Genomic DNA, 4834 nt, shown 5'->3' on the forward strand with positions numbered 1-4834 from the left:
ATTTTATCAGTTGTTCTTCTAGTTGGATTGTCCGTTTCTATTTCTAGCTATGTACTTTTTTTGCAAGAGAAACAGGGCTTAACCAATGATATTATTAAGAATGGTCAAGACTATGTTAAGGGGCAAAGTCTTGCTATCGAAAGTCTTATTAATGAAAAAGTGAATGGGCTGAGTGGGCTCGCCAAATTGTATAAAAATCAAGACTTTCAAGGTAGTAGTGATGAAATTATTCAACAAGCCAAAATTTTAGCTGCAACCTTTAATACTGGGAGTGCCGCGATTTCCTTTGAAGATGGTCGATCGTATTGGAATGTTGAGGCAGAAGATTATCCTGATCACTTGTATACAGGTGATGTTAGAAAATTAAGCTGGTATATAGAAGGACGCCAAGCGCCAGGGGTTACTGTCTCGGAGCCTTACCTATATGGAAGTACGTATTGGATAACTATTATTGAAAAAATTAAGAATGGTGCTTTTTCCACGGATATGGAGTTGGGGTTTCTAAATGAAATCGTCAAAAGGGCCAATAATCTTCCGGGTACCACGGCTGTCATTTTAAATAGCGACACGACTGTCTTGGCAAGTTCGTCACCAGATTTGGAACTAGGGAAGAAAGCGACCTCTTACCAGTGGTTTTCAACGTTGGCTAATAAAGCGGTGGATCAAGAGAGTACAACGGAGACCTACCACGTTAATGGGGAAGAGAAGATATTTTTCTCTCAGAGAATAAGGGCTGGAGATAAAAATTGGTATTTTTGTATTGGTATAAATGAATCGGTTGCGTTTGCTAAATTGGATGCTTCAGCTACTTCAGCAATAGTTATCACATCTCTAGCAGTTATCATCAGCATGCTACTTACTTTTGGTATCCTAAATATACTTTATCGCCCCATCATCGCCTTGAAACAGACAATTCTTGACTTATCCAGTGGTAATGGCGATCTCACTCAGCGTATTGAAGTTCGTACTGATGACGATTTGGGGCAAATATCTCAAGGTATTAATCAATTCATTGAAAATCTGCAAGCTATGATGCAGGAGATAAAAAGTACAACGGTAGAGTTGCAATCTCATACTGAGCGCATGCGAGAGCAATCGAAAAAAAATGATGAGAATTTAAATTCACATTTAGCTGAAACTGAGCAAGTCGTTACTGCAATCGAAGAAATGAATTCAACAGCGGATGCGATGGCAACAGATGCGTCTAATACTGCTGAAATTACGCAAAGAGCCAATGAGGTTGGTAGTACTTCACGTATTATTGCCGAACAATCAAAGAAAACTATTTCTGACCTTATCACTGATGTTGATAGTGCCGTTGACAATGTTGCTCAAATGAGTGAAAAAACAGAAAACATTAATGGCATTTTAGAGGTAATAAATAGCATTGCTGAACAAACAAACCTGTTAGCTTTAAATGCTGCAATTGAAGCGGCGCGCGCAGGCGAACAAGGGAGAGGTTTTGCGGTTGTTGCTGACGAAGTACGTAGCTTGGCAAGCCGTACTAAAGACAGTACAGAAGAGGTCGAATCCGCGCTAGAGTCTCTAGTTCAAGGCACTCAAGTTGTCGTAAAATCAATGGATAACACAAAATCTCGTTGTCAAGATACGATTTCTAGCTCGAGTGAGGTCGAAGAAAGCTTAGGTTCTATGAGCGATTTCGTGAATGATATTCATGATTTAAGCTCGCAGATCGCAACTGCCGCTGAAGAACAAAGCTGCGTAACTCAAGAACTGACTCGGAACATGACAGAAATAAACAATATCGTTCGTGAATTAGAAGAGAATGGTAAGAGCGCTCTTCAAGAGGCTGATGATATTGCCAATTTAAATAAACAGCTTTCAGCTATTGTGGGACGTTTTAAACTGTGATGAAGTAAACTACCCGTACTATTATTTATATATCAAAGCCTTGACGGAAGTTGAGGCTTTATTTTAGGTCAACACTCCGGTTCGTCAGGCAAAAACACCTAATAATATGGGTATTTCCAACCTCCTCCTGCACTATTAGAAATACCGATTTTGAATTAATCAGGAGTTTTCTTTCAGCACACACTCGTTTGTTCTCCTTCAGTCCATGCCGATGAGTCAAGGGGGGAATTAATCGGTTAAAAAAATGCTGGCAAACTTTGGGGCAGAAATGTTTGAACGAGTTTATTCGAATAAAGCGGCAGTTTAATTGGCGGTTTGATCTCGAAAACCTGCTGGAAGAGCTAATTTATGCAAGTATCCGTACAGCGCCGATGCCCCAGCGTTTACTTAGACTGGCTGAGGCTCGGGGTGGTAATCAAGAAAAATTAAGCTTTAGGTAGGATTGTTTCTACTTCGCTATGTGGACGAGGGATAACATGAATACTTACAAGTTCACCTACATTTTTAGCAGCAATTGCGCCTGCATCTGTTGCTGCTTTTACAGCGCCAACATCACCACGCACCATAACAGTAACTAAACCGCTGCCAACTTGTTCACGTCCAACAAGTTCGACGTTTGCAGCTTTTACCATAGCATCAGCAGCTTCTATCGCGCCAACCAAACCTTTAGTTTCAACCATTCCTAGGGCATTTAAAGACATGTTATTCTCACTTTTTGTTTAATTAGTTGATATTAAGACATTTTTTTTAGTTCGTTAATGATCATTTTAGTGATCATATCTACATCTACTGACCCTTCTGTAGATGTTACGTCAGTATCATTAGTGGGTGCATTGTTACTATAGGATAGGGATAGTTCCTCCGTATCATAAGCTACACGACGAATATCAAAAAGGTGCTCTGGTGTAACGTTGTCAGAAGTAGAACTTCCGCCTATCGCGCCACAGCCCAATGTAAACGACGGGAACAGGTTCGTAGATAGGCCAACAGCCCCGTGAGTCGAAGGTGTATTGACCAACATGCGTGATACCGGCTTTTTGAGGCCAAACGCACAGATAACAGACTCGTCCTTAGAATGGATAGCTAAAGAGTGACCTACACCCCCGTTATGAAGCAGTTTAATCGACAGTTCACAGGCTTCATTCCAATCTTCTACCGTGTAGTAGCCGATTAAAGCGGTCAGCTTCTCTTTCGAGAACGGGTATGCAGGGCCAACACCAGACTCTTCTCCGATAAGAAGTCGAGTATCTGATGGCACCGTAATTCCGGCTAAGTCAGCAATATACTTCGCGTCTCTGCCTACAATAGCGGGGTTCATAGAGCCATTAGGGCGTTCCATGACTCTCTTCACGTTATCAATCTCTGAGCCTTGAAGGAAATATCCGCCTTGCGCTTTAAGCGTTGCTCTCACCTGAGCATCAATCACCTTATCGGTAATAATGGCTTGTTCAGAGGCACAAATTGTCCCGTTGTCAAAAGTCTTACTCGCCATTATTTTGGTCACAGCGTCATTGATATCCGCTGTGCGCTCGATATAAACAGGAACATTACCAGCACCCACTCCAAGAGCCGGAGTCCCCGAGCTGTATGCAGCTTTCACCATACCTGGGCCACCGGTTGCCAGAATAAGGTCCACTTTTCGCATCAGCTCACCGCTGCCTTCAATCGTTGGGATATTCATGACGCTAACCATGTCTTCGCTTACGCCACAAGAACGAAGAGTCTCACGGATAAGAGTGACGGTTTTCCCAATACATTTGCTTGCACTCGGGTGTGGTGTAAATACGATGGCATTACCTGACTTTAGGGAAATCAGGGACTTATAAATAGTTGTAGAAGTCGGGTTGGTAGAAGGAACAATGCCCGCGATAACACCGGTAGGGACAGCGATTTCGATGATTTTCTTAGCGATATCGTTGTTAATCACCCCGATAGTTTTCACATCCTTAATAGCTTGGTACAGTTTTTCACTCGCCAATCGGTTTTTAGTGGTTTTATCTTCTACCTTACCAAACCCGGTTTCCTCTACAGCCAGTTGAGCGAGTTCGGTCGCCTGTTTAGTCGCTGCTTCAGCAATGGCTTTAACAATACTATCTACACGCTCCTGGCTTAGCTGAGCAAATTCATTTTGAGCGGAGCGAGCGGAGTGAACTAAAGCTCTCGCCTCTTGAATTGATAATAGATCTTTATCTACCATTATTTATGCCCTTTTTATTTTGGCTATCACAGATAACCTTAATTAGTACTTTTTTAGTCGCCTTTTTTAAATCTACTTTTATATTTGTTTCAGGCAGCTCGCCAACTATCTTTCGCAAATTAGCTAGCTTCATCCTTTGTAATTTAGGCTCATTATAAATAGGCGGCGTTTCTACGACAGATTCAAGTTCAGGCGCATCGTCAGTTGCATCTATTTTTTCCGCAATAGATTGCTCAGCATCATCCTGTGTTTCCGCTGCAGATGAAGACTTTTGTTCAACATCTTCTTGTTCACTATCTTCTACATTTTCTTTCTGTGTTACTGACGGAATAATCGGAATGATCGTTTCTAACGTTGAGCTTGGTCTCGCAATAACGTGCTTTGAAATCAATAAGTTCTGACCAAGACGGCAAATTGCATCTGCCGCGACCTCGACTGCCGTTTGCACAGCAGAGACTTCTCCTGTCACCGTAATCGTTATCAGACCACCAGTAGCAGAACTCTTATTTATCAAAGAGACATCAGCAGATTTGAGCATAGAGTCAGCACCTTCAACTGCTGCTAATAATCCTTTTGTTTCAATCATTCCGATAGCATTCATCATACTTTCCTTTAAGGCTTACATAATAATTAGTGAGCGATAATCGACACAGGGATAGCCCTCTCTTTCAAATAGCTCTCTACTTTTACTAATTCTTCTTGTGTAAACCTAGAATAATCATCGAAAGCGTATTTACGACCCAGTTGAGCATATTTATGCACCCC

At 41.8% G+C, this 4834-nt stretch carries 4 protein-coding genes; 1 reads left to right on the forward strand and 3 read right to left on the reverse strand.

The features are described from left to right. Positions 1–1872, forward strand: a 1872-nt coding sequence (locus MHN01_RS16720) for a methyl-accepting chemotaxis protein (protein WP_239412381.1), incomplete at its 5' end; no start/stop codon positions are given. A gap of 425 nt (positions 1873–2297) precedes the next feature. Here MHN01_RS16720 and MHN01_RS16725 read toward each other — a convergent pair. From MHN01_RS16725 to MHN01_RS16735, 3 genes are read right to left on the reverse strand one after another with little or no spacing between them, the layout of a single operon-like run. Then, complete coding sequence (locus MHN01_RS16725) at positions 2298–2573, reverse strand: BMC domain-containing protein (RefSeq protein WP_075765454.1); 276 nt, start codon at positions 2571–2573, stop codon at positions 2298–2300. 32 nt (positions 2574–2605) lie between these two features. After that, entirely contained in the window at positions 2606–4069 is a 1464-nt protein-coding gene (locus tag MHN01_RS16730) for an acetaldehyde dehydrogenase (acetylating) (protein ID WP_239412382.1), read from the reverse strand. After that, positions 4059–4673: a BMC domain-containing protein gene (locus MHN01_RS16735; RefSeq protein WP_239412383.1), complete on the reverse strand. Its 615-nt coding sequence runs from the start codon at positions 4671–4673 to the stop codon at positions 4059–4061. The genes MHN01_RS16730 and MHN01_RS16735 overlap by 11 nt, the downstream gene beginning before the upstream one ends. Between the last annotated feature and the right edge of the window lie 161 nt (positions 4674–4834).

The organism is Photobacterium sp. OFAV2-7, from assembly GCF_022347985.1.
Lineage (GTDB): Bacteria > Pseudomonadota > Gammaproteobacteria > Enterobacterales > Vibrionaceae > Photobacterium.

Excerpts from the sequence above, each read along its gene's own strand:
- MHN01_RS16730 (WP_239412382.1), bottom strand. The coding sequence starts at position 4,069 with ATGGTAGATAAAGATCTATTATCAATTCAAGAGGCGAGAGCTTTAGTT.
- MHN01_RS16735 (WP_239412383.1), bottom strand. The coding sequence starts at position 4,673 with ATGATGAATGCTATCGGAATGATTGAAACAAAAGGATTATTAGCAGCA.
- MHN01_RS16725 (WP_075765454.1), bottom strand. The coding sequence starts at position 2,573 with ATGTCTTTAAATGCCCTAGGAATGGTTGAAACTAAAGGTTTGGTTGGC.